The 25,034-nt window shown below is 69.0% G+C and carries 23 protein-coding genes; 7 read left to right on the top strand and 16 right to left on the bottom strand.

Annotated elements, in window-relative coordinates; genetic code table 11:
• Positions 1-48: 48 nt before the first annotated feature.
• The 3 genes from JOD67_RS11590 (at position 49) to JOD67_RS11580 (ending at position 2,663) form a co-directional block, all read left to right on the top strand.
• Positions 49-1,560, top strand: a complete 1,512-nt coding sequence (locus JOD67_RS11590; RefSeq protein ID WP_205117446.1) for a Wzz/FepE/Etk N-terminal domain-containing protein — start codon at positions 49-51, stop codon at positions 1,558-1,560.
• A gap of 3 nt (positions 1,561-1,563) precedes the next feature.
• Entirely contained in the window at positions 1,564-2,013 is a 450-nt protein-coding gene (gene pssD / locus JOD67_RS11585) for a PssD/Cps14F family polysaccharide biosynthesis glycosyltransferase (protein ID WP_205117445.1), read from the top strand.
• Between the two features lie 77 nt (positions 2,014-2,090).
• Positions 2,091-2,663 (top strand): glycosyltransferase, encoded by a 573-nt coding sequence (locus JOD67_RS11580; RefSeq protein ID WP_205117444.1) that lies wholly within the window; start codon positions 2,091-2,093, stop codon positions 2,661-2,663.
• 110 nt (positions 2,664-2,773) lie between these two features.
• Here the strand turns inward: JOD67_RS11580 and JOD67_RS11575 are convergent, their stop codons facing one another.
• The 7 genes from JOD67_RS11575 to gmd are packed head-to-tail and all read right to left on the bottom strand — an operon-like array spanning position 2,774 to position 9,463.
• Positions 2,774-3,655, bottom strand: coding sequence for a sulfotransferase (locus tag JOD67_RS11575; protein ID WP_205117443.1), 882 nt, complete (start codon positions 3,653-3,655; stop codon positions 2,774-2,776).
• Positions 3,656-5,146 (bottom strand): flippase, encoded by a 1,491-nt coding sequence (locus tag JOD67_RS41855; RefSeq protein WP_205117442.1) that lies wholly within the window; start codon positions 5,144-5,146, stop codon positions 3,656-3,658. It lies immediately after the preceding gene.
• Positions 5,143-6,441, bottom strand: coding sequence for an O-antigen ligase family protein (locus tag JOD67_RS11565; protein ID WP_205117441.1), 1,299 nt, complete (start codon positions 6,439-6,441; stop codon positions 5,143-5,145). The genes JOD67_RS41855 and JOD67_RS11565 overlap by 4 nt, the downstream gene beginning before the upstream one ends.
• Positions 6,438-7,385: a glycosyltransferase family 2 protein gene (locus tag JOD67_RS11560; protein ID WP_205117440.1), complete on the bottom strand. Its 948-nt coding sequence runs from the start codon at positions 7,383-7,385 to the stop codon at positions 6,438-6,440. The genes JOD67_RS11565 and JOD67_RS11560 overlap by 4 nt, the downstream gene beginning before the upstream one ends.
• Before the next feature lie 43 nt (positions 7,386-7,428).
• Positions 7,429-7,602: a hypothetical protein gene (locus tag JOD67_RS11555; RefSeq protein WP_205117439.1), complete on the bottom strand. Its 174-nt coding sequence runs from the start codon at positions 7,600-7,602 to the stop codon at positions 7,429-7,431.
• The gene (locus tag JOD67_RS11550) at positions 7,599-8,447 is read right to left on the bottom strand and encodes an alpha-1,2-fucosyltransferase (protein ID WP_205117438.1); all 849 of its coding nucleotides are present in this window, start codon (positions 8,445-8,447) and stop codon (positions 7,599-7,601) included. Before JOD67_RS11550 ends, JOD67_RS11555 begins: the two co-directional genes overlap by 4 nt.
• Complete coding sequence (gene gmd / locus JOD67_RS11545; RefSeq protein WP_205117437.1) at positions 8,444-9,463, bottom strand: GDP-mannose 4,6-dehydratase; 1,020 nt, start codon at positions 9,461-9,463, stop codon at positions 8,444-8,446. Before gmd ends, JOD67_RS11550 begins: the two co-directional genes overlap by 4 nt.
• A gap of 86 nt (positions 9,464-9,549) precedes the next feature.
• On the opposite strand from gmd, the gene JOD67_RS11540 reads away from it, so the two are divergent.
• Positions 9,550-10,488, top strand: a complete 939-nt coding sequence (locus JOD67_RS11540) for a GDP-L-fucose synthase family protein (RefSeq protein ID WP_205117436.1) — start codon at positions 9,550-9,552, stop codon at positions 10,486-10,488.
• Here the strand turns inward: JOD67_RS11540 and JOD67_RS11535 are convergent.
• The 8 genes from JOD67_RS11535 to glmU form a co-directional block, all read right to left on the bottom strand.
• Positions 10,469-11,284 carry a DUF268 domain-containing protein gene (locus JOD67_RS11535; protein WP_205117435.1) on the bottom strand — a complete coding sequence of 272 codons (816 nt, stop codon included), beginning with the start codon at positions 11,282-11,284 and terminating at the stop codon, positions 10,469-10,471. The genes JOD67_RS11540 and JOD67_RS11535 overlap by 20 nt on opposite strands.
• Before the next feature lies 1 nt (position 11,285).
• Positions 11,286-14,111 carry a fibrinogen-like YCDxxxxGGGW domain-containing protein gene (locus JOD67_RS11530; RefSeq protein WP_205117434.1) on the bottom strand — a complete coding sequence of 942 codons (2,826 nt, stop codon included), beginning with the start codon at positions 14,109-14,111 and terminating at the stop codon, positions 11,286-11,288.
• A gap of 76 nt (positions 14,112-14,187) precedes the next feature.
• Positions 14,188-15,093, bottom strand: coding sequence for an NHL repeat-containing protein (locus tag JOD67_RS11525; protein WP_205117433.1), 906 nt, complete (start codon positions 15,091-15,093; stop codon positions 14,188-14,190).
• Complete coding sequence (locus JOD67_RS11520; protein WP_205117432.1) at positions 15,093-16,556, bottom strand: sugar transferase; 1,464 nt, start codon at positions 16,554-16,556, stop codon at positions 15,093-15,095. The genes JOD67_RS11525 and JOD67_RS11520 overlap by 1 nt, the downstream gene beginning before the upstream one ends.
• A gap of 256 nt (positions 16,557-16,812) precedes the next feature.
• Entirely contained in the window at positions 16,813-17,394 is a 582-nt protein-coding gene (gene pth, locus JOD67_RS11515; protein WP_205117431.1) for an aminoacyl-tRNA hydrolase, read from the bottom strand.
• Entirely contained in the window at positions 17,391-18,056 is a 666-nt protein-coding gene (locus tag JOD67_RS11510) for a 50S ribosomal protein L25/general stress protein Ctc (RefSeq protein WP_205117430.1), read from the bottom strand. Before JOD67_RS11510 ends, pth begins: the two co-directional genes overlap by 4 nt.
• 249 nt (positions 18,057-18,305) lie before the next feature.
• A complete protein-coding gene (locus JOD67_RS11505) occupies positions 18,306-19,286 on the bottom strand; it encodes a ribose-phosphate diphosphokinase (protein WP_205117429.1) in 981 nt (326 codons plus the stop codon).
• 918 nt (positions 19,287-20,204) lie between these two features.
• Positions 20,205-21,647, bottom strand: a complete 1,443-nt coding sequence (gene glmU, locus JOD67_RS11500) for a bifunctional UDP-N-acetylglucosamine diphosphorylase/glucosamine-1-phosphate N-acetyltransferase GlmU (RefSeq protein WP_205117428.1) — start codon at positions 21,645-21,647, stop codon at positions 20,205-20,207.
• Positions 21,648-21,772: 125 nt separating this feature from the next.
• Between glmU and JOD67_RS11495 the strand changes: the two genes are divergently transcribed.
• From JOD67_RS11495 to JOD67_RS11485, 3 genes are all read left to right on the top strand, one after another.
• Positions 21,773-22,267 (top strand): MarR family winged helix-turn-helix transcriptional regulator, encoded by a 495-nt coding sequence (locus JOD67_RS11495; RefSeq protein ID WP_205117427.1) that lies wholly within the window; start codon positions 21,773-21,775, stop codon positions 22,265-22,267.
• A gap of 76 nt (positions 22,268-22,343) precedes the next feature.
• Positions 22,344-22,979 (top strand): hypothetical protein, encoded by a 636-nt coding sequence (locus JOD67_RS11490; RefSeq protein WP_205117426.1) that lies wholly within the window; start codon positions 22,344-22,346, stop codon positions 22,977-22,979.
• 9 nt (positions 22,980-22,988) lie between these two features.
• The gene (locus tag JOD67_RS11485; RefSeq protein ID WP_205117425.1) at positions 22,989-23,588 is read left to right on the top strand and encodes a hypothetical protein; all 600 of its coding nucleotides are present in this window, start codon (positions 22,989-22,991) and stop codon (positions 23,586-23,588) included.
• Here the strand turns inward: JOD67_RS11485 and JOD67_RS11480 are convergent.
• A complete protein-coding gene (locus JOD67_RS11480) occupies positions 23,545-25,008 on the bottom strand; it encodes an MFS transporter (RefSeq protein ID WP_205117424.1) in 1,464 nt (487 codons plus the stop codon). The two genes, JOD67_RS11485 and JOD67_RS11480, sit on opposite strands and share 44 nt — an antisense overlap.
• Positions 25,009-25,034: the final 26 nt, after the last annotated feature.

Below are 25,034 nucleotides of genomic sequence, written 5' to 3'. Positions count from 1 at the left end.
TCAGGCATGCGAGATGGTGACGATTCGGGCATTGGTAACAATGTGTCATTGTCCGACTTCTTCGCCTTGCTCCGCTATGGGTACAAACTCATCGCGGCGGGGGTGATCGCGGGCGTCGCTTTGGCGGCCATCGCGGTCTTCGTCGTGCCCAAGACCTACACCGCCACCTCGGTCGTCACCGTCAACCCGATCGCCAGCGATCCGCTCGCCGACAGCGGCGGCCGTGGCGCGGTCAACACGACCACCGAGGCCGCGATCCTCCGGTCCACGACCGTCGCCGCGCTCGCCGCGGACGAGCTCGGCAACGACCAGGAGCCGCGCGAGCTGCTCGGTTCTCTCCGGGTCACCGCGCCGCGCGAGTCCGAGGTGCTGGAGATCCAGTTCGACGCCGGCTCCGCGGCCAGCGCGGCGAACGGCGCGAACGCGTTCGCCGAGGCGTACCTTGCGTACCGCAGCAGCGTCGTCCGCGACCAGGCCACCGAACAGCTCCGCAACCTCAACGGCCGGATCGACACGCTCGAGGGCGACCTTCGCCAGATCGAGGAACAGATCGCCGACGCCGGCTCGAGCAAGGCGAAGGAGTCCGAGTCGGCTCTGCAACGCCAGCTGGTGCTGCAGGAGCTCAGCACGCTGCGCAGCCAGGAGAGCCGTCTCACCACGTACTCCATCAACGCCGGCCACATCATCGACCAGGCGCTGCCGCCACGCGAGCCGACCTCGCCGAAGGCACTGATCTTCCTCGGCGTCGGGTTCACGGTCGGCCTGCTGGCTGGACTCAGCCTCGCGCTGTTCCAGCAGCTGCGACGCAAGCGGATCGCGAACGTACGCGACGTCGAGACGCTGGTCGGGCAGCGACCACTGGCGATCCTCGGCGGCCGGGGTACCGACTCCCGCGGGCAGGCGCAGGCGTACCGGGTCGCGCTCACCAAGCTGTTCGCGCTCGAACGTCCCGACTCGATGCTGGTGACCGGCGACGACATCGACTCCTCCGCGGTCGTCGCGACCGGGCTCGCGGTCGCGCTCGCCAGCGCGGGCGCCCACACGACGTTGCTGCTGCCACACTCGCCGGCGGCCGAGGTGATCCTGCGCGCGCTCCGCGTCGGGCCACGTCCGTTGATCACCGCGGCGCCGGAGGCCGGCGACGGCCCCCTTTCGTTGCCGCGGCCGGTACGTTCCGAAGCCATCCATCGCCTCTCCGTCGCGAGCCTCGCGCTCGGCGGCGGGCTGACCGGCGGCATGGTGAAGGCGCTGGGGAGCGAACGCATCGTCGTCGCCGGGCACAGCTGGCAGGACCAGGCCACGGTGCTCGACGTCGCGCAGGCCGTGGGCGGCGTGATCCTCGTGCTCAGCAAGCACAAGACCGACGGGCACGAGGCACGGCTGCTGGTCGACGACCTCGAGCAGGTCGGCGCCCGGTTGCTCGGCTCGCTGTTCGTCGCGGGCCGGCCCGAGCCGGTTCCCGGGCTTCGGCCCACAACGTCCATGCCCACAGGCGAAACCGACGAGGGGTCGGTCGGCAAGCCGCGTGGGTTCGGGTCCAGTTCGAAGTCGAGGTCGTGAACGATGCGCATCCTCTTCGTGTGCTCGACCGGGGGCCACCTCGCCCAGCTGATGGCGCTGCGGCCGTGGTGGGAGGAGCACGAACGTCTGTGGGTGACGTTCGATCTCGAACCGGCCAAGACACAGCTCGCGGACGAGCAGGTGATCTGGGGTCACCACCCGACGACCCGCCATGTGCCGAACCTGTTCCGCAATGCGGTATTGGCCACCAAGGTGCTACGCACTTACCGGCCAGACGTCGTAGTCTCCACTGGAGCGGGCTTGGCTATCCCATACTTCCCACTGGGCAAGCTGTTCGGGGCCCGCACCGTGTATCTCGAGGTCTACGACCGGATCGACTCGCCCACGATCACGGGCCGAGTCTGTTATCCGTTCGCGGACTTGTTCTGCCTGCAATGGGAGGAACAACGACGCAGCTATCCCAAGGGCGTCGTCGTCGGTCGAACGTTATAGAGCCGAATGGAAACGGTGAGGAGTCATAGCGTCACATAGGGGTCGCGCGGGGAAAAAGCGCCTGGGGAGGAAATCGCATGATCGTTCAACCGTTGGTGTTTGTCACCGTCGGTTCAGACCATCACCGGTTCGACCGGTTGATGGAGTGGACCGAGGACTGGCTCGCCAGCGTGGGCGGCAACGTCGAGTGCGTGGTTCAGCACATGACGTCACGGCTGCCGTTGGGGGCTCAGGGACAGCAGATGTACGCACGTGACCAGATGCTGGATCTGATGAGAAACGCGACGGTCGTCGTCGGGCAGGGAGGCCCGGGGACGATCATGGACGCCCGTTCGTCCGGCCGGCTTCCGGTCGTGGTGCCGCGGCTGTCCCGACTGTCCGAGGCCGTCGACGACCACCAGGTGGCGTTCACCCGTCGCTTGGCCAAGGACGGGTACGTGAAGGTGGCCGAGTCGGTCGCCGCACTGCGGGCCGAGCTCGACAGCGCGCTGGCCGAGCCGTCGGCGTACACCGTCGTGGACGGGCGCAACGACATCTCGGGCACGATCGCCCGCTTCGGTTCGATGGTGGAGAACCTGGTCGAGCGAGGTACCGAACGCCGTCCGCACCACCACCAGCCCACGCACCGCCTCGACATCCGCCGCCGCTAGGCCTCCGCCGGCGCACCTGCACCCGGTTGGGTCGGGGTGCCCCCGGTCCGAACCTATGGGACAAGGGTGCCCCTCACCCAGTTCGTTGTCCGGCTGGAGCGGGCTGGCCCTTAGGTGGGCCAGCTGAAGGCGGGGCCGAGCCGTTTGGCGACTTCTTCGTTGTGGGGGGCGTAGAAGTCGCACAGCTCGGCCCAGGTGGCGTCGTTCATCTTCGGCGCCGGGACGTGGTTGCGCCGTTCCTTACGCGGGAGCGCGTACGGAGGCAGGCCGAGGAACGAGCATGTCTGGTCGAAGACCGCCTGCTCGTCGGCGTAGAACGCCTCGCTCGGCAGCACGAGCAGCTGGGACTCGGGCAGCGCGTCGTACCAGCGCTCGAGCTGCGGCAGGTAGACGCCGCGGTCGCGGTAGCTGAAGAAGTCGTGCGCGAAGCTGTAGGCGAACGGGTCCGCGGAGATCCGTTCCAGCTCGCCCTCGACCCGCGCCGGCTCGGCAGCCAGCGCGTCCTCGAAGGACAGCGGCTCCAGACCGTTCTGCACGTTGTCCTGGTACTGCGAGAACGCCCGCTTCACCGGATGCCGCAGCAGCACGATGATCTTGACCGACGGCATCGCGTTCGCGACGCGGGCCGCGATCCGCGGGTCGTAGAGGTAGTACGGCGACGACTCCCCCGACAGCGGCCGGTAGCCGAGCCGCCGCGCGGCGGTCGAGCGGTACGCGGAGGTGTGGAAGTGCGAGCGGTACCAGCTCTCCCCGCGCGCGAAGTGCTCGAAGAAGTACGCCGGGCTCTTCAGTCCGCGTGCCTGCGGGAACATGCCCAGGATCCCCGGGTGCTGCAGCAGGTAGTTGAACAGCGACGTCGTGCCGCCGCGCTTGGTGCCGATCAGCAGGAAGTCCGGCCACGGCCGCCACCGCGAGGTCGCCGCCGCGTACTGCCGCGTCGCCACGTTCGCGACGTCCTTGACCCAGCGCGGCGCGCGATCCTTCAACCCCATTTAGGATTCCTGCCTTCGCAACAAGACGTTCTTGAACGTCGAGAGGTCGAACGTACGGCGTTCACGCCAGCACCACAGGCCGTACAGGGCCGTCGACACCAGCACCGCGCCCACCACCATCGGCACCGACGGTGTGAACAGCCAGCGGGCGACGAGCCCGACCGCGAGGTAGCAGACCGCCACGGGAACGGCGACGCGGAGCAGCCGCCCGAGCTCCGGCCGCACGCCGACCAGGTGGCGGACCTCGGCGACCGTGACGAGCGCGTCGAACGTCATCGTGACCGACCAGGCGATCGCGGCGCCGACGATGCCGTACGCGGGAACGAGCACGAGGTTGGCGGTCACGTTCAGCGCCACCGCGGCGACCTTGTTGCCGAACTGCCACGTGCTGTTGCCGCTCATCAGCAACAGGGACTGGATGTTCCCGGCGGCGAGCGCGATCATCATGCCGACCGCGAGGATCGCCAGCGCCGTCGACGCGGCGGTGAACTGCGGCCCGAAGATGCCGAGCACGACGTCGCCGTACAGCGCGAGCGACACGTAGATCGGCCACGACGCGAGCATGATCCAGCCGGCCGAGACGCCGTACAGGCTCTGCACGCGGTCCTTCAGACCCTGCGTCAGCAGGGAGCTGAAGCGCGGCGCGATCGCGAGGCGGAGGGCTTGCTCGGCGATCGTTCCGGACGTGATGAAGCGGCTCGCGGCGGCGTAGATGCCGGCCTCGGCCGGGCCGAGCATCGCTCCGACGATCAGCACGTCGGCCCAGACGAGCACGATCTCCAGAACGGCGGATGCCCCACGGGGCAAGGTGAAACGCCAGAACTCCGACCAGCCGGCCCAGGCCTGCTTGCCGGTGGTGGGCTGGCGACGCAGTTGCTTCCAGACGATCCAGGCGGCGATCGCGAGGCCCACGCACAGCGGGGCCGACCAGGCGTACACGACCGCGATCACTCCGCCGCCCGCCAGCATCGCGACGCCGGCGGCGAGCGGGCGGAGGGCCGGGAGCGCGAGGTTGTTGACGACGGTGAACGGGACCACGTCGCCGAAGCCGCGGGTCGCCGCGAGCAGCACGACCATCGGCGCGGCGACGAGCAGGAACGGTGCCATCGCGCGGAGCGCGTTCGCGTACGACGACTCGTCGCCGGCGATCAAGCCGCTGGCGGCGTACACCACGACGGCTGCTGCCACACTCGCGATGGCCACGGGGACGAGCGCGGCGAGGACGGCGCGGCGGGACTCGTGCGCGAGGCCGCTCGCCGCGAGCCGCGGCAGCTGCCAGAGCAGGCCGGTGTCGGCGCCCAGCTTCGCGACGTTGAACGCGATCGTGAACACCGCGATCGCCTGGAACACGACACCCGCGCCCTCCGCGCCGATGCCGCGCGTGACGACGATCGTGAGGACGAAGCCGCCGAGGGCAGCGAACGCCGCGCCGACGAAGCTGATCGCACCGCCGCGCGCGACGCCGGCGAGCTCCTGCCGGGTCGAGGTCACTTCGTGGCCTCCGCGAGCTCTGGTTCGGGTTCCCTCTCCGGTGGCCCCTTCTGCTGCCTGATCCGGTGCGCCTCGCGCAGACCGAGGGCGCCGCCGACGAGAAGGAGGACGAGCTGCGGCCCGTCCAGACCGTAGTAGAGGTGCGCGACGAGCCCGGTCACCGGAACGAGATGGAGCGCGAGCGTCGCGCCGCTGCGGAGTCGCCGCGTGCCCCAGACGAGCAGGATCAGGAACACCTCGAACATCACGAGCGCGATGAGGCCGTGGGAGAACATCACGTTCCAGAAGTGGCCCTGTGTCCCGAGCGAGATGTCGACGTGTTCGGACGGTCTTGGCGCGCCGTACCCGAGGACCGGCGACTGCAGCGTCTTCTCGAACGTCTCGGCATAGATGCGACTTCGGCCGTCGGAGGTGTTGCTGTACGTCTGGCGTAACTCGAGCTGCTGGGTGAATCCGGAGGCGAGCAGGATCCCGACGCCGATCACCGACACCACGACCAGCGCGAGGAACGCCCGGGCGTCGCCCTTGAACAGCAGCCGAACCGCGCCGTACGCGAACGCGGCGCCGACCGCGAGGAGCATGCCGCGGTTGAGCGTCGCCGTCGCCGGCACCAGCGCCGCGAGCAGCGCGACCGCGAGCAGGACCTTGCCGCGGAGCGTGCGGAGCTTCGTCCACGCCAGCAGGACGAACGGGAGGAGCAAGGCGAGGTTGACGCCCCAGCCGTTCGTGTACGGGAACGGCGCGCTCGGCCGGCTGAACGTGACCGGCGAGCCCCAGGGCGTCTGCTGCTGGGCGAACTTCGGGATGACGAGGTCCCGGACGTACTCGTTGTCCATCAGCGCGCCGGGCAGCAGCCGCGACATCGGCGTCTGCAGCTCGCCGGTGGGGAACAGCACGCCGAGGTAGCCGCCGGCGACGACGAACAGGAAGAAGACGAGGATCCCGAACGCGAGCTTGCGTACGGTGAGGCGCTGCCAGGCGTTGTAGACGTACACGAACGCAATCGTCGCGCCGAGGTAGTTACCGACGCGGAAACCGAAGCCCACAAGGCGAAGCGGCTCGTCCAGCATGAGCGCGGAGGCGAGCAGGAACACCCAGAAGAGCGCCCAGGGCAGGAACGCCTTGGGGAACCGGATGTCGCGGTAGACGATGAGCATCGCGAGCATCGGGACGGCGGCGAGCGCGATCCAGAACGGCGCGAGGCCGAGCACCCACGCGACGGGATAGCCGACGAAGAACGCGAGGACCGGCCAGGCCGGCAGCACGTTCTTCTGCTTCGTCGCGGCGGCGGTCATACGCCTCGGCCGGTTCGTTGGGCGAGCTTCTGGACCCAGGTGGGGTTGATCAGTCGGAACGAGGCGGCGAGGGCGACGAGCGCCTGCTTCTGGGTCGGCTGGTGCTTGAGCGCTCTGACGGCCCACCGGCGGGCGTCCTTGTGCTTGCCGAGCGCGGCGTACGCGAACGCGATCTTGCCCTCGTGCCAGGCGCCGAACCGCGGCTGCCTGCGGTACTCGGGGTGCGCCTCGAGCAGGTAGCTGTGCGCGTCGACGATCACCTCCCACTTCGAGGCGAAGAAGGAGGACTGGTGCCAGTAGACGTCGACGAGCGGCTCGCGGACGCACAGCAGCGGGGCGACGCGAGCGGCGCGCAGCATCAGGTCGTAGTCCTCGCCGTACGCGCCGGGGAGGTCCTCGTTGACGAGGCCGATCCTGTGCTTGAGGGCTGTGCGTTCGAACAGGAACGAGCTCGGGTGGATCTCGGCGATCCTGTTCGGGAGGAGCTCGAGGAGGGTGACTTCCTCGTACGGGACCGGGCGTCGCAGCTGGCGGCCCTCATAGTGGACGACCATGCCGGTGGCGACGAAGCAGCAGTCGGGGCGTTGCTGGAGGGCGTCGACCTGGGCGGAGATCTTGCTGGGGTGCCACTCGTCGTCGTCGTCGCAGAACGCGACCAGGTCGGTGTCGGCCGCCTCGATCCCGGTGTTGCGAGCGCCGGCGAGGCCCGGCTTGCGTTGGTTGTCGAGGATCTTGACCGGCCGGTTGTCGTCGGCGGGGAGGTCGAAGCGTTCGGACTGGTCGAAGACGACGACGAGCTCGATGCTTCCCTCGTAGTCCTGCTTGGCGATCGCGTTCAGCGCTCGATGGAGGAGCTCGCGCCGGTCCCTGGTGCAGACCACGACGGCGACAGTGGGCAGCGCAGGCAACGGCCACGTCCGCGTGCCCGTCTGTGGAGCGGTCACCCCCGCCATCTGCTGCCCTCCCAAGCTGCCCTGACCTGCGATTTTAGGTCACCGGCCGCTCAGCTGTCCGCGCAGCTGTGGACGTCTCCCCCGCGGCGGGCGGCGTGGCTGGCTGACGCATCGAGGGCGGAATGAGCCAGCCGCCGGACTCCGACGTCTCCCAGCGCAGGCCCGTGACGGATCCCCGCGTGGGCGGCTGGGTGGGTGGCTGGGTCATAGCCGGATCCAATTCGAGGGGACGAGGTCGGTGGCGTCGGCGTGGTTGTCGGCGAACCACTGCGCCGGGGCGACGGTCGAGAGGGGGCTGGCGTCGGCAAGCCAGGCGGCCCACCAGCTGAACGAGCTGTTCGCGATCACCCGACCCGCGCACGCCGCCATCAGGGCGATCTCGCCGATCGGCTCGGTCGCCACCGTTCGCGGGACCAACACGTCGTCGGGTTGGGCGAGGTTGGCCCGAACCCAGTCGAGGTCGTCGCTGAAGTACAGGAAGCGGTTCGCCCCGGCCTCGCGCAGCTGCTTCGTGGCCAGCGCGTAGTAGTCGTCGCCCAACGTTCCGTGGTGGGCGGCCGCCACCGGGTTGGTCACGTAGTCGCCGCGGCGAACGTGCACCGCCGCGACGTCGCCCGCGGCGAGGACCTCAGCCAGCAGCGCATGGCCCTCCGGCGTCAGCGTCGAGCGGCCGAACGCCGTCACTCGCTCGCGGATGGACGCAGCAGCCGACTCGAAGTAGCGCGGCGACTGCCAGTAGCCCAGGAGGTAGTTCCGCGGCCCCAATAGCGAGCCCAGGTGGGAGACGTAGCCGAACGAGGGCTCCCGCACCACGCGCAACCCGGGCAGGCGAGAGAGCAGACCCGCCTTGTCCAGCGCCACCAGGCCGAGCCCCACTGGCCGCGACAACCGCGGGAACGACGACAGCAGCGGAGCGATCGCCAACGGCCGGTCACCGCGCAGTCGCACGGTGTCGAACACCACGCGGTGCCCGTTCTCGGACAACGCAACGGCCAACGCCCATTGGAAGAGTTGATTGCCCAGCCCACCCCGCAGTGAGACCACCGTGCTCACGGGTCGTACCTCGTCCGCCGCGCCGCCGACCCGTCCAGCTCCTCCGAGAGCCGCCGCACGTCCGCCTCGACCATGATCCGCACCAGCTCGGGCGCGTGCACCTGAGCCTCCCAGCCCAGCTCCTTGCGGGCCAGCGAGGCGTCGCCAATCAGCTCGTCGACCTCGGTCGGCCGCTCATAGCGGGCGTCGTAGCGGATGTACTGCTCCCAGTCCAGCTCCACGCAGGCGAAAGCCGCGGAGACGAAGTCCCGCACCGAGAACCGCGTCCCCGTCGCCACCACGTAGTCGCGCGCCGAGTCCGCCTGCAGCATCCGCCACATCGCGTCCACGTACTCCGGCGCGTAGCCCCAGTCGCGCACCGCGTCGAGATTCCCCAAGTACAGCGAGGACTCGAGCCCAAGCTTGATCCGCGCCACCGCCCGGGTGATCTTCCGCGTCACGAACGTCTCACCGCGCCGCGGCGACTCGTGGTTGAACAGGATCCCGTTCACCGCGAACATTCCGTACGCCTCGCGATAGTTCCGCGCCATCCAGTACGCGTAGAGCTTCGCCGCACCGTACGGCGACCGCGGATAGAACGGCGTCTCCTCCGACTGCGGCGGCGGCGAAGCGCCGAACATCTCCGACGACGAAGCCTGGTAGAACCGCGTCGAGACGCCCGTCGAACGGATCGCCTCCAGCAGCCGCGTCGTCCCCACGCCCGTCACGTCGCCGGTGTACTCGGGCTGGTCGAACGACACCCGCACGTGCGACTGGGCCGCCAGATGGTAGATCTCGTCGGGCTGCAGCCGGGCCACCAGCGACATGATCGCCGAGCCGTCCGTCAGGTCGCCGTGATGGAGAAAGAGCCGCGCCGCCGACTCGTGCGGGTCCTGGTAGAGGTGGTCGATGCGGTGGGTGTTGAACGTCGACGCCCGCCTGATCAGCCCGTGGACCTCGTACCCCTTGGCGAGCAACAGCTCCGCCAGGTACGAACCGTCCTGACCCGTGATCCCCGTGATGAGCGCCCGTTTCACCGCAAATCCCCTCCGACGTGCCCTTTCTTGCAATGACGGTACAGAACAGACCACCCGATCCGCACCGAATAGGTAATGTTCACGGCATGACCACGCTCGACCGGGATGCCACCGTCTACGTCGCCGGCCACCGGGGCCTGGTCGGGTCGGCCGTCTGGCGGCACCTCGAGCGCGAGGGTTTCACCAACCTGGTCGGCCAAAGCTCCCACGAGCTCGACCTGCGCGACCGGGAAGCGACGTTCGAGTACTTCGCGAAGACCCGCCCCGACACCGTGATCCTCGCCGCCGCCAAGGTCGGCGGGATCATGGCGAACTCCACCGCCCCCGCGGAGTTCCTCTCCGACAACGTCCGGATCCAGGTGAACGCGCTCGACGCCGCGCACGAGTTCGGCGTACGCCGGTTGCTGTTCCTCGGCTCCAGCTGCATCTACCCCAAGCTCGCGCCGCAGCCGATCCGCGAGGACAGCCTGCTCACCGGCCCGCTCGAGCCCACCAACGACGCGTACGCGATCGCCAAGATCGCCGGTGTCCTGCAGGTCCAGGGCATGCGCCGCCAGTACGGCGTCCCGTACATCTCCGCGATGCCGACCAACCTGTACGGGCCGAACGACAACTTCGACCTGCGCACGTCGCACGTCCTCCCCGCGATGATCCACCGCTTCCACGAGGCCAAGGTCGCCCAAGCCGAGAGCGTCACGCTCTGGGGCACCGGCACGCCGCGGCGGGAGTTCCTGCACGTCGACGACCTCGCCCGCGCCTGCCTGTTCCTGTTGGAGAACTACGACGACCCCGCGCCGATCAACGTCGGCGTCGGCGAGGATCTCCCCATCAAGGAGCTCGCGGAGCTCGTCGCCGAGATCGTCGGCTACGAGGGCACGCTGGAGTGGGACACCAGCAAGCCCGACGGAACGCCGCGCAAGCTGCTCGACGTCAGCAGGCTGCACGCCCTCGGCTGGACCGCGGAAATCCCTTTGCAGCAAGGGATTCGCGAGACTTACGCGTGGTTCACCGCTTCTGCAATGTGAAGATGCCACAACCCATTCGCAATCCGAACGTCTCGTTCGCGCCGGCCTCGTCGAGAGGCACGTCGATGTGGACCTCGCCGGCGTCGTCCACGTAGGAGAACAGCTTCACGTCGTACCGCTCGTCGATCAGGTCGAGCAGGTACGGCAACGAGAAGACCCGGTGCGCGTCGAACTCGATCCGCTGCACCTGCCCCATCGGCACCGAGAAGTAGAATGTCCCACCAGGCTTGAGCAAACTCCACAGCGAGTCCCACCCGGCGAGGTAGCCGCGGTAGTCGAGCGTGTCACCGTATCGCCCGAGCCCGAAGTGCTCCAGCGTGTGCAGGCAGGACAGCGAGTCGGTGTACTCCACGTACTCCGGGGGCAACGAGCTCAGGTCGAGCTGCCGGAACTCGATCCCCCGCGCCGACGTGTGCAGCGGCCGGATGTCGAAGACCTCGACGTCCCGGAACGCCGCCACGTGCGCGATCAGCCCGTCTACGCGCGAGCCGACATCGACGTGCCGCGCGGGCGACGCCATCCGAATCTGCTGCGCCACCAGGAGATCCTGGTGGAAGTAGTGCCCAGACGCCGAGCCGCTCTCCACGTACCGGTCGCCCGGCGCGGGGAACGGCGCGGCCCACACGAAGTCCTGATGCCCGTGCTGCGCGGCGAGCCGGCGGAACGTCCGCCGGTTGCGCAGGAACGTCGGCGTCCCACGCAACGCGGCGGCAGTCGTCCGCAGGTCGATGCCGTAGGAGTTCAGCGCCCGGTTGACTCCGCGCGCGAACTCCCGCAACCGACCCCGTGCCGGCATCTCATTGCCCCAACAGCTGCAGATCGAAGCTCAGGTCCGAGCCCGACGCCTCGAGGTTGTGCATCTCGACCGCGATCGTGTTCGTCCCCGCCACCAGGGCGGACTTCGGGATCGAGAACGTCACCGGTGTGGTCTCCGCCCCACGGTCGCTGATGCCGCTCGACGCCCTGGTGGTGACGGTCAGCGCGCCCGCCGGGAGGTTCGTCCGGGCGACCTCGGTGCCGTTGACGTACACGGCGGCGCCGTCGTCGCGGATCAGGTTGAGCGTGACGGTGGTGAACAGGCTCGGGTCGGCGACGTCGAACGTCCTCCGGAAGTACGAGGTCAGCGGCCGCGGCGTCCCGGTCGAGATCACCGTCTCCTCGTCGCTGTCGCCGAACCCGAACTCGGCCGGAGCGCGACCCCACGCGGAGTCGTCGAACGACGTGTTCTTCCACGCCGTGCCCCGGTCGACCCCGTCGAATGCCCAAGCCCACGTGGAGTTGTAGCCGATCAACGTGGTCTTCGGACCACCCGTCACACCGGCCGTCGAGGCGCCGAGGTTGCCCGCGGTGTCGATCGCCCGGACGAAGTACCGGCTGGCCTGGGTCGCCGTCGTGTCGTTGAACGAGGTCGTCGACACCGTCGCGATCACCCGGTCGTTGCGCAGCACCTGGTAGCTCAGGCTGCCCTTGTTGTCGGTCGCCGCGCCCCAGGTGAGCGAGACGCCCGAGCCGGCCGCCGTCGCCTTGAGATTCGTCGGCTTGGTCGGGGCGGTGGTGTCACGGCCACAGAACTTCCCGAAGCCGCCGAGCCACTGGTACGACGACGTCTGGTACGACCCCTGGATCAGGTCGCCGCCGAACCACAGGCAGCCCTTCGTGTCCGCGGTCAGCTCCCACGGCCCCAGACCGCCACGGGCCTTGAGCGTCGGGAAGAACTCCGGCAGGTAGTCGCCGGTCACCGCGTCGAACGCGCCGACGAACGTGACGCCGTCGACCTGCGTCCAGGTCGGGCTCGGCGTCGGCCAGGACGACGAGTCCTGCCACATGTTCTCCGCGCAGTGGCAGGAGGCGTAGACGACACCGTTCACGACACCGAGAGCCTGGAAGTCGCCGCCCTGGGTCGTGGTGAACGAGCGCTCGAACGTGAAGTCGTCGCGGTCGTACTTGCCCAGGATGTGCTCCGAGCCGCCGACCCAGACGCTGTCGCCGATCTCCATGATCGTCTGCTGGTACTGCTTGTCGACGGTCGTTCCCGACGGCACCCACTTCTTCATGCCCGGCGTGAGCACGCCGCCGCCAGTGACGTTGATCACCGCGACCTTGTTGGTGCCGGTGACGCCGTTGACCGTGGTGAAGTAGCCGGAGAAGTAGACGCGGTCGTTCCGGTCGCTCGCGTCGAGCTCGATGATGCTGCCGTTGAAGTTGGGCTTCCACGTCCCGTCGGGGCGGCCGTTCGCGACGTTAACGCGCGCCGCGCGTCCCACGGTCACCGGCCCGAACAGCGCGCCCGCGGTCGGGTCGCCGCCGGTGATCCGGTTGAAGTCGCCGCCGACGTACAGCCAGCTGCCCTGCACATCGATCGCCCGCGCCCGGCCGCGAGCAGTGCCGTTCAGCACGTTCGACCGCCACTTCGGGTCGACCGCACCGGTCACCGGGTCGAGCTTGGCGAGGCCGCCGACCGCGACTCCGTTCACGGTCGTGAAGTCACCGGAGATGATCAGCTTGTTGTCCGGCGTCTTGGCCAGGTCCCACACCAGGCCGTTGACCACCGGCCGGAAGCCACTGCGCCACTCGCCGGTGTCGATGTCGAAGCCGGCGAGGTAGCGCTGCTCCACCTTCTCGCCCGCGCCGGGGTTGGCGCCCTTCTGGACGTACTGGAACGCGCCGCCGACGAACATCGTGTTGCCGACCTGCGCGAGACCCTCGGCCTCGAGGTTGAGCTCGGTGCAGCCGCCGATGCAGCCGGTCACGCCCCACGGCGTGGTGTTGACGGTCTTGGAGTCCATCAGCGGACTCAGCGTCTTGGCGGGCGTGCCGGCGGTCGGGATCTCGTCGAACGAGGAGTCGGTGATCCGCGGCCGGATGAACACCTGCGTGAACGGGATCGCGGCGTTCTCCGACGCGTACTCCCAGAGATAGCTCGTCGCGTTGTTGGCACCGCCGATGTTGGGGCCGAACGAGAATCCGGCCGCCCAGCCGTGCTGCTGGATCCGCGCGGTGGCGACGTAGCGGTAGCTGTTGTCGTTCGCCCAGGACCGGCTGCTGCCGCTGCCGCGGTTGACGCCGTCGACGGTGAACTGCGCGATCCGGTGGCCGGCGGAGATCATCCAGGACCAGCGGTCGCGAGAGGCGAACCGCCAGCGCATCTCCTGCCAGTCCGTACCGTCGGAGTTCGTCGCGCGACGAAGGCGCACACCGTCCACGAGCGAGTCGACCCGGCCGCCGTCGAGCAGGCCGTCGATCGTCTTCGCCGGCAACGCGGCCGGGGTGAACGCGCCCGTGCCCGTCGTCGTGGTCCGCACCGCGGAGGGGGTGCCCTGGCCGTTGTACGACCAGTTCCAGCCCTGCCGGCCGCGGGCGACCAGCACCCAGCCGCCGCCGTCGGTCACCATGTCGCAGTAGAACTGCGCCGGCGACACCAGCTTGGAGGTCTGCAACCAGTAGATGCCGTTGGGCGAGTTCGGATGCGACTGCTTGATCGCCCAGCACGACGGTGACGCGGTCACGCTGGTGAGCCCGGTCGGGGGAGGCGGATCCGCCGCCTGAACCGTCGACGGCGGCAGCACGATGAGCACACCGCTAGCCGCCGCGACCGTCGCGGCGAGAATCCTACGAAACTTCATGCATGGCCTCCTCTGGCCGCTTCCCCGTGCCAGTGTGCCGGCGTTCCTGCTTGTGCATCGCGGTTTTCCCCAACCGTTACTCAGGTTGTGGAAGGGGAACGCGCCATACCTCGGACCCGCGCCCCTCCGAGCTGACCAGAAGCGCGTGCCCGTCCTCGCTGAACGTCATGCCTTCCCCTTGCCGTTGCGGGGGCAGGGGGATGTCCGTAGGCGGATGAGTAAACACCTCGGCGAGATCGGGCGACGCACCGGCCTTCCATACGTACGCCGTCGTGGCATCCCGCAGTGCGAGAAGCCTCCCGTCGGGCGACCACGCACCGCCAGACAGCTTTGTTTTGTTGAGGGTTGCGACGCGTCGGAGCTGGTTGACGTTCGTCGTCGATGGCTTCGACGGGAACGTCCACACTTCTGCCGGCTTGCCCGGCTGCTCGATCTTCGTGACCAGGTAGACCTGCTCGGTCTTCGGTTCGACGAGGATCGATTCGACGTTCGGCACGTAGGGACTGGGGAAACGAGCTCGCCAGGTGACGAGCTCGGTGGCCTCCGCGGCGGCGGGTTGGCTGGGGAGCGCGAGCCGGAGGACGGCGATCTCCCGGCGCAGACCGGCGCCGCTCTGCTTGTTCTCGGAGTACGCGTCGCCGGTATCGGCCACGTAAATATGCCCGTTCGCGACGGCGACGTCTTCCCAGTCGGTCTGCTCCGTGCCGGCACGGATGCGGTCGACCGTCTCGCCCTTGTCGTTCACGCCGTAGACGACCGGCTGGTTGCCCGCGTCGTTGACGGTCCAGAGCAGGCCGTTCGGACCGGCCGCGAGCCCGCTCGACTCGGCGACGTCCGGGTCCTGCCAGCCGAAGATCGCCGCAGGTCCGCTCGGCGGCGCGGTCGTGGTCGCCGCCACCGGGGACGGGTTCGGCTGCTTCGTCGCGCCGTTCGCGCAGCCGGCGAGCACGGCGAGCAGAGCCAGGGGGACGAGCCAACGCATCAGTACGCTCCGGTCCCCTTCGCCACGGCACGCACGGTCTTGACCAAGATCACCAGGTCAAGCCAGAACGTCCAGTTCTCCACGTAGGTGAGGTCGAGGCGTACCGACTCGTCCCAGGAGAGGTCGCTTCGGCCGCTGACCTGCCAGAGCCCGGTGATGCCGGGCCGCACCGCGAGTCGGCGTCGCACGTCGACACCGTAGCGGTCCACTTCGACCGGCAGTGGCGGGCGTGGGCCGACGAGCGACATCTCGCCGCGGAGCACGTTGAGTAGTTGCGGGAGCTCGTCGAGCGACGTACGCCGCAGCAGCCTTCCGACACGAGTGACGCGCGGGTCGCGGCGCAGCTTGAACAGCACGCCGTTGCCGTCGTCGCCCTCGAGCTCGTCGAGCTGTGCCTCGGCGTCGGAGACCATCGTGCGGAACTTGTAGACGACGAACTCCTTGCCGCCCTTGCCGACGCGGACCTGGCGGAACAGCGCGGAACCATTGCTGTCCAGGTGAATCGCGAGCGCGATCAGTAACAGGAGCGGGGCGAGGACGAGCGTGGCGACGGCGGCGAGGACGCGGTCCAGCAGGGCCTTGACGATCCGGCGCGGACCGGACAACTCGGCGTGCTCGACGTGCAGCAGCGGCAGGCCGGACATCGGGCGGACCGTCGTACGCGGGCCGGCGACGTCGAGCAGGCCGGGCGAGATCAGCAACCTGGTCTGGGATTGCTCGAGCTCCCAGGCGAGCCGGCGCAGCGCGAGGCCGTCCATCTCCGGGCAGGGCAGGACCGCGACGGTGTCGGCGCGGGCCGCCTCGACCGCGTCGGGGATGTCGAGGAACGTGCCGAGGACCGGGACGTCGACGTCGCTCAGCCGGTGCCTGTTCCGATCGGGCGGCAGGCAGGCCGCGACGACCTGCAGGCCGTGGCGCTGGTCGGCGGCGAGCCGACGGCTGGCCTCGGCGACCGTACGTTCGTACCCGACGAGCACGACTCGGTGCAGGTTGCGGCCGGAACGCCAACGGTGGTGGAGGATTCGGCGCAGTGCGTACCGTCCGGTGAGGTCCAGGCCGGCGGCGAGGACGAGCGCGGTGACCATGTAGATCCGCGAGATCTCGGCCATGGTGGCGTAGGAAACCGTTGCCAGCAAGGCGATCAGCGTCGCACCGACGGCGAGCACGCGCCGGTACTCGTCGCTGCCGACGTAGAGGTAGCGCTGCTCGTACCCGCGCCCGGCCTGCATGGCGACGAGCCAGGCGAACGGGAGCACCACCGCGATCGCGACGTGCTTGAGCTCTGCCTCGAAGCCGAAGCGGAGCACGTAAGCGAGCCACCCGGCCAGCGCGACGAGCGCGAGGTCGAGCGCGACAAGCTGCCGCTGGTAGCGGCGTTCCCAGGCCCGCGAGCCGTGTGCGACCGCGGTCCGCTGTGCCCTGAACCCCTGAATCAGCGGTCGCGGAATCTCGCTGACGGACAAGTGTGCCAATCCTCCCCCAGTAGCAAGGCACAGCTCTCCCCCAGAGTGCCCTGCTGACTCTTGCCGGACTGCCTCAGAACCCCGGCCTGACCCCATTCCGGACGGGTTCCTTATTGGGACAACGGCAAATGAGAGACGAAAGTTAACACTAGCCTCGATTGTCGCAGCCCGGGCTCGCTCAGTTTCGCCGCACCCATTGCCTGCCACCCGCCCTCGCGGTGTCCTTTTTGGGCTTCTTCGACGAGCCGGACTGCGACTAGAGATGGTAGCTGTTCTGTGCTTTTTCCAACCCGTCCTCGATCAGCGCCTCGACGGAGTCCGCGGCGCGGTCGACGAAGAACGCGAGCTCCTTGCGCTCAGCGCTGCCGAACGGTGACAGTACGAAGTCGGCGGGGTCCTGGCGACCGGGCGGACGGCCGATGCCGAAGCGGATCCGGTAGTAGTCGCCGGTGCCGATCGAGCGGCGAACGCTCTTCAGCCCGTTGTGCCCGTTGTCGCCGCCGTCCTTCTTCAGCCGGAGCGTTCCGTACGGGATGTCCAGCTCGTCATGGATGACGATCAGCTGGTCGGGCTCGACCTTGAAGGACTTGAGCACGCTCGCGACCGGGCCGCCGGACTCGTTCATGTACGAGCGCGGCTTGGCGAGGATCGCCTTCGTTCCGGGCGTGCCGCCGATCCGGCCCTCGACGAGGTCGGAACGGGCGCGAAGATGTCGTTTGAACTTCGCGCCCATCCGCTCGGCGAGCAGGTCGACCACCTCGTGGCCGATGTTGTGCCGGTGTCCGGCGTACGTGGGGCCTGGGTTGCCCAGGCCCACGACGAGCCAAACCTCGTTCACTCGCTGGCTGCGGCCTCAGCCGACTCGGACTCCGCCGCACCGTCGGCCGGCGCGTCGGGCTCATCGCGCTCGACGCCAGCCTCGGCCTCGGCTTCGGCCATGTCGGCCTCGATGTCCTCGGCGGTCGGGGCGGCCGTGATGTTGACGACCAGCGCCTCCGGGTCGAGCTGGAGCGTGGTGCCCGCCGGAAGGACGATGTCCTTCGCGTGGATCTGGCTGCCGATCCCCAGGCCCTCGATCGAGACCTCGATCTGGGCGGGGATGTGGGTGGCCTCGGCCTCGACGGACAGGTTGTTGTGCTCCACGCCGACCAGCGCGCCGGGAACGGCCTCGCCGATGATCGAGAGCGGGACGTCGATCGTGACCTTCTCGCCGCGCTTGACGATCAGCAGGTCGACGTGCTCCAGGTAGCCCTTGAGCGGCTCGCGCTGCACCTGCTTGGGGAGGGCGAGCTCGCTGCCTCCGGTGGCCAGCTCGACGTCGAACAGCACGTTCGGCGTCTTGAGCGCGAGCATGAGCTCATGGCCGGGCAGCGTGATGTGCACGGGGTCGCTGCCATGGCCGTACAACACGGCGGGCACGAGTCCCGCCCGCCGGATACGCCGCGCCGCGCCCTTGCCGAACTCGCTGCGGGACTCGGCCTTGATCTTGACCTCGGACACGAACTAACTCTCCTCGGGTGTTACAAGCATCTTTGGGTGTGCGTGGGCGGTTGTGTCTCGCGTGGTGTGTCTCGTCCGGGGGCGGACCATGCCACGACGGGCACCGGAAATCCGACCCACCGCGTCGATCACGGAGCCGGTACTGGCTTCCCTCGCCGAGGCAACCGCATAAGCGTACCCGAGCACGGGGCGCGGCTCCACGCGGGGACCGTTTTCCACACGTTCAGCCCCCGGTCGTACGCGTGCCGCCTAGCTGACCCCGCCGAACAGGCTGGTGACGGAGCCGTCCTCGAAGATCTCGCGGATGGCCATGGAGATCAGCGGCGCGATGGACAGGACCGTGAGATTGTCGAAGCGGCGCTCTTCGGGGATCGGCAGCGTGTTGGTGATCACGACCTCGCGGATCCGGGCGTTCTTCAACCGGTCCACCGCGGGGTCGGACAGCACGCCGTGGGTCGCGGCCACGATCACGTCCGCGGCGCCCGCGTCGAGCAGCGCCTCGGCGGCCTTCACGACCGTTCCGCCGGTGTCGATCATGTCGTCGACCACGACGCAGGTACGGCCCTCGACGTCGCCGACGACCTTGTTCGCCACGACCTGGTTCGGGACGTTGATGTCGCGGGTCTTGTGGATGAACGCCAACGGGCAGCCGCCCATCCGTTCCGTCCACTGCTCCGCCACCCGCACGCGCCCGGAGTCGGGCGCGACCACGGTCACCATCGACGGGTCGACGCGCTGCACGAGGTAGTCGGCGAGCACGGGCAGCGCGAACAGGTGGTCCACCGGCCCGTCGAAGAAGCCCTGGATCTGGGCCGTGTGCAGGTCGACCGCCATCAGCCGGTCGGCGCCGGCCGTACGGAACAGGTCCGCCACCAGTCGCGCCGAGATCGGCTCCCGCCCGCGGTGCTTCTTGTCCTGCCGCGCGTACCCATAGAACGGGATCACCACCGTGATGCGCTTCGCCGACGCCCGCTTCAGCGCGTCGACCATGATCAGGTGCTCCATGATCCACTCGTTGATAGGAGCCGTGTGGCTCTGCATCACGAACGCGTCGCTGCCTCGGACCGACTCCTCGAAGCGGACGTAGATCTCCCCGTTGGCGAAGTTGTAGGCCTTCGTCGGCACCAGCTCGACGCCGAGCAGCTGCGCGACCTCGGTGGCCAACTCCTCGTGTGCACGACCCGAGAACAGCATCAAGTTCTTCTGAGTCGTGCGCTTCAGACCGGTCACTGGGCGCTCCTCCCTCGACCAACCGCGAGCGACGCTCGCCCCTGCCTATGGGCAGCATATGCAAGCAAGGTTGATCGACAGAAGGCGCCTCAGTCACCAGGCGGTCCATGCTTTGGCCAACTCTGAGCCACCTGACCTTCACCGGCCACCTCGCCAGCAGCGCCCAGCGCGGAGGCGGTTTTGATGAAGGGCACCTTCATTCGAACCTATTGAATGAAGGTGCCCTTCATTCAAAACGGGGGCGGCGACGGAAGGCCCCGGCGTCATCGCCACCACAAGAGACCAAGGGTCCACAAGAGACCGCGACACGGCAGCAGACCGGAACCGAAAACAGGCCTAGCCCGGGCACCCGTTCCCGGGGCAGGGGCGGCGCGTAAAAAACGGGTGGCCGGGCCGGGGCGAGTCAAGGGCCGCTCCGCGGTCGCGAAGCGACGTCGTTTGCCAAACTGCGCGAAGCGCCGCCCTTGACGCGCCCCGGACCGGCCACCACCATCGACCGCCGCAACAGCCCACGGACAGCACCAACCCCGGACAGCCTGCAAAGAACACCGCACCAAGACAGCGCCAAAAGCCAGAGAGCTCCGCCAAGAGGCCGAACCAGTCCCCTCCACCAAGCGCGCCCTCAACGCCCGTGATCATGATGATGATCGTGAAGCCGAACCGGTCATATACGACGGGTTTACCTTCATGATCACGCTCATGATCACGGACAGGCGTCGGCGGGCCCCGCTGCGCATTGGATGAAGGGCACCTTCATCCCATAGCCCGGCCCATCCACCATGTCCCATCAAACTGTGGGGTTCTGGTCGCGACACGCCGGCGTGTCGCGACCAGAACCCCACACTTTCGCGAAGGGCGGAGGGTCCCCTCACTCGAGGAGCTTTGGATGAAGGTGCCCTTCATCCAACGAGCGGGGACCTAAGCGTCGCCGGCCGAGTCGGCCTCGGCAGCGCGCTCGGCTGCCGCAGCGGTCTTCGTCCCAGCTCGCTTGCGCGCCACCCAGCCGGCGATGTTCCGCTGCTGGCCACGGGCCACGGCGAGTTCGCCAGGCGACACGCTCTTCGCGACGGTCGAGCCGGCGGCGACGTACGAGCCGTCCGCGATCGACACGGGCGCGACCAGCACCGAGTTGGACCCGACGAACGAGTGCTCGCCGACGTCGGTGTGGTTCTTGTGGACGCCGTCGTAGTTGGCGAAGATCGTGCCCGCGCCGATGTTCGCGCCGGCGCCGATGGTGGTGTCGCCGGCGTAGGTGAGGTGCGGCACCTTCGCGCCCGGGCCGATCTCGGCGTTCTTCGTCTCGACGAACGTGCCGATCTTGCCGCCGTCGCCGAGCCGGGTCCCGGGCCGCAGGTACGCGAACGGCCCGACCGAGGCACCGACGCCGACAAACGCGCCCTCGCCGTGCGTACGGACCACAGAAGCCTCCGCGCCGACGACGACGGAGGTCAGCGTGGTGTCCGGGCCGACCGAAGCGCCCTCGCCGACCGACGTGGCGCCGCGCAGGATCGTCCCCGGCTGCAGGACCACGTCGCGGGCGAGCGTGACGGTGTCGTCGACCCACGTCGTCGCCGGGTCGACGACCGTGACGCCCTCCATCATCCAGCCGGTGAGCACACGGTCGTTCATGATCCGCCCCAGCTCGGCGAGCTGCACGCGGTTGTTGACGCCGAGCACCTCGCGCGGGTCGCCGACCATCGCGGCGCTGACCCGGTGCCCCTCCTCGCGGAGCAGGCCGAGCACGTCGGTGACGTACTCCTCGCCCTGCGCGTTGTCGGACTTCAGCCGGCCGAGCGCGTCGACGAGCAGCTGAGCGTCGAACGCCCAGATGCCGGAGTTGATCTCGGCGATCGCGCGCTGCTCCTCGGTGGCGTCGCGATGCTCGACGATCGCCAGGACAGCGCCGTCGGAGTCGCGGAGCACGCGCCCGTACCCGGTCGGGTCGTCGACCACCGCGGTGAGTACGGTCGCCGCGGCCTCGGTGCCGGCGTGCGTCTCGGCCAGCTGCCGCAGCGTCTCGGCGGTGAGCAACGGGGTGTCGCCGGTCGCGACGATCACCGTCCCCGAGAGCTGAGGCAGCTCGTCGAGCGCGATCCGCGTCGCGTGGCCCGTCCCGTTCTGCTCCTCCTGTACGACCGGCCGGATCGCGGGGTCGAGGTCGGCCAGGTACGCGATCACCCGGTCGCGACCGTTGCCGACGACCACCACGAGATGCTCCGGCGAAAGGGCCAGGCCGGCGCGGGCGACGTGCCCGACGAGCGGGCGGCCGCCGATCTCGTGCAGCACCTTCGGCGTGCGCGACTTCATCCGCTTGCCTTCACCTGCGGCGAGGACGATCACGGCTGCGGGTTTGGCTGTCATGAACCCTCTCGGTTCCTTACGGGACGGGCGGACGGGGCCACGAGCATACGTGCCGTACCGGACCATCGTGACGGCAACCAGTCGCTCGCGGCGGGGTTTCGCCCGGGTGACTACCGTTGGTCCGCATGGCGGACGACGACGGCGACGACCTGCGGCAGGTGCTGCTGCGGGAGATGCCGTGGTACATCTCCGCCGCCGTCCGGTTCCAGATCGCGATCGCGGACCAGCTGCGCATGCCGCTCACCGACGTGCACGCGATCGGCGCGCTGGTGGAGTTCGCCCCGATCGGCGTACGCCGGCTCGCCGACCTGATGGGGATGACGACCGGGGCGACGACGCGCCTGGTGGACCGGCTCGAGCAGCGCGGATTCGTCGTCCGCGAGCCCGATCCCGACGACCGGCGGCGCGTCGTGCTGCGAGTGGTCCCGGAGCGGGTCGCCGACGTGGCGCGATACTTCGAGGCGATGGGCGAACGGTGGGGCGAGCAGCTCGACGGCTACGACTCCGAACAGCTGCGCTTCCTGGTCGAGTTCCTGCGACTCGGCCGCAAGCACGCGGTGGAGGAGACCGAGGCGCTGCGCGCGACGGGTCGCGCGCATGGCAGCAGACGCGACGCGTAGGGGTATCCCCCGACTTCTCCCTGGTCGCTGCACAGAACACTAGCTGCTCAAAGCAGCGATCTGCTCAACTAGATACATGACCCCGATCCTGTTGACCGTCGTCTTCTCGACCGTCGTCACCGGACTGTTCAATCTCTCCGAGTTCATGCCCATGCCCGCCGCGCTCGCCGCGGGCGCCGCGTGGGGAGTGGTCCTCGGGCTGCTCGCCAGCTGGCTCCGGTCGAAGCCCGTCGGGGTCTGGCTGGAGGACGGCTTCGTCGGGCTCGGCGCGATCGGCTTCGCGTTCGCCGGGTGCGGCGGGCTGATGGCGATCCTGCTGCTCGACGGCACGTTGGCGAGCTCGTCCGTGACGGGCGAGACGCTGGAGAGCACGTTCCTGCCCTCGATTCCCTACTACATCGCGGTCAACAGCGCGCTGGAGCTGCTGATCGTCCCCGTCGTACTCGTGATGGGCTGGCGCCCGGGCGTACGGCGGGTGCTCATCGTCGGCACGGTGACCGCGTACTTCGCGATGCGGCTGTGGACGTACGTCGCCTTCGTCCCGGCGCGACTGGGCTGGGCCGACGCCGACCACTCTTCCCAGGTGCTCACGGCGACCGACCGCGCCCAGGCCGGGCGCGACCTGATGCTGAGCGACCCGCGCTGGATCCTGCTGCTCGCACTGTTCGCGGTCTTCGTCGTGGCCACCGCCCTGCCTGCAAGGCGTCGCTAGTCTGCCCACATGACACGGGTGGCGAGGGCGGCGGAACGGTTGGCGATCGCGCACCAGATCCTCGACGACCTCGCGTTGCTCGACCGCTGGCGCCCGCACGGCGAGGTGGTCGTGTGCGGATCGGTGGGGATGGAGCTCGTCGTACGTCCGGACATCGACCTGGAGATCCACTCCGAGACCGCCGGCGTCGCCGAGGGCTTCGCGATCGTGAGCGCGCTCGCCGAACTTCCAAGCCTGCAAGGGATGCGCTACCGAGACTTCCGCGACGGGCGCGAGGACGGCCTCTACTGGAAGCTCGAGTACGTGCACGCGGACGAGGTCTGGACGGTCGACATGTGGCTGTTCCGGGGCCGCGCGGCCGCCGAGACTCGGGGCCGGCAGGAACGGATCAAGCGCGCGCTGACCGAGGAGCATCGCGACACGATCCTCGCCATCAAGGAAGCGGGCCTGGCCGTGGGCATCCGTGCCCACGGCCACTGGCTCTACCGCGCGGTGCTGAACGAGGGCGTCCGCACCCTCGACGAGTACCAGACCTGGATCGGCGACCAGGACGTCTGGGAACGGATCACCTGGGAGCCCGCGACACCACCACCGCCGTCAGTGCCATGAGCGCCGCACTGATCACGGCGACCAGGTGGAAGCCCGCGACGAACGACTCGCGCGCCGTCGCCAGTGCGTCGTTGGAGAGCCCGGAGGCCACGGCGCTGGCGAGGCTGTCCCTTGCCGCGGCGGACACGTCGACCGACGACATCCCGTTCCGGTAGACCGCGACGACCACGCTGCCCAACGCCGCGATGCCGAGCGCCCCGCCGAGCTGCGGTGCCGTGGACGAGATCGCAGCCGCCATGCCCGCTCGAGAAGGAGGCGCCGCGCCGATCACGAGGTCCGTCGCGAGCGCCATCATCGGCCCCAGCCCCGCCGACACCGTAATGGTCCCGACGAGCAGCAGGCCCACACCGTTCACCTGCGTCAGGACGCCGAACCCCAACGCGGACAGCAACAACCCCACGCCGATGACCCGGCTCGGGCCGAACGTACGAGCCAGCCGCGGTGCCACCACCGACCCCACGATCACGCCCACCGCTGACGGCGCCGTCAACAGCCCAGCGCCCAAGGGCGACAGCCCCTGCACGAGCTGCAGGTACTGCGCGACCAGCAGGTTCAGCCCCCACAGCACGAAGATCCCGACGACCAGCGTGCCGACCGCCAGGTTGAACGTACGGTTCCGGAACAACCGCAGGTCCACGAGCGGACTGTCAAGCTTCGATTGACGGCGCACGAACAGCCAGCCGAACACCACGCCGACCACGACAGCAACGCCTGCGACCAGCCCGAGACCCTCGGCCGCGACTCGCTTCAGCCCGTACACCAACGGCAACACCGCGGCCATCGACAGCACGGCGCTCACCAGGTCGAGCCGCTCCGCCGCGCCCCGATGCTCCGGCAGCAGCACCCGCCCCAACGCCAACAGCAGCACCATCACCGGCACGCCGATCAGGAACGCCGATCCCCACCAGAACCGCTCCAGCAGCCACCCGCCGACCAGCGGCCCGATCGCCGTCCCGCCCGACACCGAGGCGACGATCACGCTCACCGCGACCGCCCGCTGCCGCGCCAACCGGAACATCACCATGATCAGCGACAGCGTCGACGGCATCAGCGTCGCGCCGGCCAGCCCCATGAACGCCCGCGCCGCGATCAGCAGCTCCGGCGTCGGCGCGTACGCCGCGAGAGCGGACGCGACACCGTACGCCGCCGCCCCGACGAGCAACAGCCGCCGCCGGCCGATCCAGTCTCCCAGCTTGCCGATCGTGATCAGCGAGCCGGCGAGGACGAACGCGTAGATGTCGACGATCCACAGCAGCTGCGTACTGCTCGCGGACAGGCCCACGCCGATGGCGGGCAGGGCGAGATGGGTGACGGTGAGCTCGAGTGAGGCGAGCAGCGCGGGAACGGACAGCACGGCGAGGCCGATCCACTCCCGCCTGGTCGCGCGGGCGGCATCGGTCGCCGTCGTGGAGTCGGTCATGCCTCGATCCTGGAACCTCAGGTTAG

The sequence above is a fragment of the Tenggerimyces flavus genome (assembly GCF_016907715.1).
In the GTDB taxonomy this organism is placed as follows: Bacteria; Actinomycetota; Actinomycetes; order Propionibacteriales; family Actinopolymorphaceae; genus Tenggerimyces; species Tenggerimyces flavus.
The sequence above is the reverse complement of the archived record's forward strand: the minus strand, read 5'-3'. Positions and strand labels throughout refer to the sequence as shown.

Bases quoted from the DNA above. Each gene is read 5' to 3' on its own strand.
- pssD (WP_205117445.1), top strand. From the start codon at position 1,564: ATGCGCATCCTCTTCGTGTGCTCGACCGGGGGCCACCTCGCCCAGCTG.
- JOD67_RS11580 (WP_205117444.1), top strand. From the start codon at position 2,091: ATGATCGTTCAACCGTTGGTGTTTGTCACCGTCGGTTCAGACCATCAC.
- JOD67_RS11575 (WP_205117443.1), bottom strand. From the start codon at position 3,655: ATGGGGTTGAAGGATCGCGCGCCGCGCTGGGTCAAGGACGTCGCGAAC.
- JOD67_RS11565 (WP_205117441.1), bottom strand. From the start codon at position 6,441: ATGACCGCCGCCGCGACGAAGCAGAAGAACGTGCTGCCGGCCTGGCCG.
- JOD67_RS11555 (WP_205117439.1), bottom strand. From the start codon at position 7,602: ATGACCCAGCCACCCACCCAGCCGCCCACGCGGGGATCCGTCACGGGC.
- JOD67_RS11540 (WP_205117436.1), top strand. From the start codon at position 9,550: ATGACCACGCTCGACCGGGATGCCACCGTCTACGTCGCCGGCCACCGG.
- JOD67_RS11535 (WP_205117435.1), bottom strand. From the start codon at position 11,284: ATGCCGGCACGGGGTCGGTTGCGGGAGTTCGCGCGCGGAGTCAACCGG.
- JOD67_RS11530 (WP_205117434.1), bottom strand. From the start codon at position 14,111: ATGAAGTTTCGTAGGATTCTCGCCGCGACGGTCGCGGCGGCTAGCGGT.
- JOD67_RS11525 (WP_205117433.1), bottom strand. From the start codon at position 15,093: ATGCGTTGGCTCGTCCCCCTGGCTCTGCTCGCCGTGCTCGCCGGCTGC.
- glmU (WP_205117428.1), bottom strand. From the start codon at position 21,647: ATGACAGCCAAACCCGCAGCCGTGATCGTCCTCGCCGCAGGTGAAGGC.
- JOD67_RS11495 (WP_205117427.1), top strand. From the start codon at position 21,773: ATGGCGGACGACGACGGCGACGACCTGCGGCAGGTGCTGCTGCGGGAG.
- JOD67_RS11490 (WP_205117426.1), top strand. From the start codon at position 22,344: ATGACCCCGATCCTGTTGACCGTCGTCTTCTCGACCGTCGTCACCGGA.
- JOD67_RS11485 (WP_205117425.1), top strand. From the start codon at position 22,989: ATGACACGGGTGGCGAGGGCGGCGGAACGGTTGGCGATCGCGCACCAG.
- JOD67_RS11480 (WP_205117424.1), bottom strand. From the start codon at position 25,008: ATGACCGACTCCACGACGGCGACCGATGCCGCCCGCGCGACCAGGCGG.